At 69.2% G+C, this 1,336-nt stretch carries 1 protein-coding gene; it reads right to left on the reverse strand.

Translation table 11 applies throughout. The annotated features are described in order from the left end of the window. On the reverse strand, positions 1 to 1,336 hold a 1,336-nt coding region (locus tag DFR29_RS28825; protein ID WP_133822080.1), incomplete at both ends, for a non-ribosomal peptide synthetase.

Genomic DNA, 1,336 nt, shown 5'->3' on the forward strand with positions numbered 1-1,336 from the left:
GCGGCTTCGATCTCGCCCAGCTCGATGCGGAAGCCGCGGATCTTCACCTGGAAATCGTTGCGCCCCAGGTATTCGATGCTGCCGTCGGCCAGCCAGCGGCCCAGGTCGCCGGTCTTATACAAGCGCGCATTCGGTACGGCGCTGAACGGATCGGCGACGAAGCGCTCGGCCGTCAGCTGCGCCCGGCCGATATAGCCGCGCGCCACCTGGATGCCGCCGATGTACAGCTCGCCCGTCACGCCCACCGGCACGGGCTGGCGCTGCGCGTCCAGCACATACATCTGCGTGTTCGCCACCGGCCGGCCTATCGGCACGATGCCGGCATGCACGCTGCCGTCGCAGCGCCACCAGGTCACGTCCACCGCCGCTTCGGTAGGACCGTACAAGTTATACAGTTGCGCCTGCGGCAATACCTGGGCAAAACGCTGCTGTGCGGCATACGGCAAGGCTTCGCCGCTGCATTTCACCTGGCGCAGCGAGCGGCAGCGCACGGCATCGGCCTGGTCGATGAAGACCTGCAGCATCGACGGCACGAAATGCGCCAGCGTGATGCCCTCGCCGTCGATCAGCTCGATCAGATAGGCCGGGTCCTGGTGCCCCTGCGGCCGGGCCACGACCAGGCAGGCGCCGGCCAGCAGCGGCAGGAAGAACTCCCACACCGACACGTCGAAGCTGTACGGCGTCTTCTGCAGCACCCGGTCCGCCGCGCTCAGCGCGAACTGCGACTGCGCCCAGCGCAGGCGGTTGACCACGCCGGCGTGTTCGTTCATCACGCCCTTGGGCTGGCCGGTGGAACCCGAGGTATAGATCACGTAGGCCAGGTGGTGCGGGCCCAGGCCGGCGACCTGCGGATTGTGTTCGGGCTGGCCGTCCAGCGCGGCGCTGTCCGCCAGCAGCAGCGGCAGCGTGCTGGCCTGCAGCAGCGGCAGTCCTGCGATCTCGCCCTGCGTCAGCACCGCCACCGGCGTGCAGTCGCCGAGCAGGTAGGCCAGCCGATCGCTGGGATAGTCCGGGTCCAGCGGCACATAGGCTGCGCCGGCCTTCAGCACGGCCAGCAGCGCCACGACCAGTTCCACGCTGCGCTGCATGCACACCGCCACGCGGTCGTCAGGCTTCACGCCCAGCGCGAGCAGCCGGTGCGCCAGCTGGTTGGCGCGCGCATTGAGCTGGGCATAGCTGAGTTGTTCGCCCTCGAAACGCAGCGCGGCGGCGGCCGGCTCGCGCGCGGCCTGGGCTTCGAACAGCTGGTGTACCAGGGCTTCGGCGCCGAGGTCTGCCGCCGTGTCGTTGAATGCCTGCACCACCTGGGCGCGTTCGCCCGGCGACAGCAGCGGCA

Origin of the sequence: Tahibacter aquaticus (assembly GCF_004363655.1) — a bacterium.
GTDB lineage: Bacteria > Pseudomonadota > Gammaproteobacteria > Xanthomonadales > Rhodanobacteraceae > Tahibacter > Tahibacter aquaticus.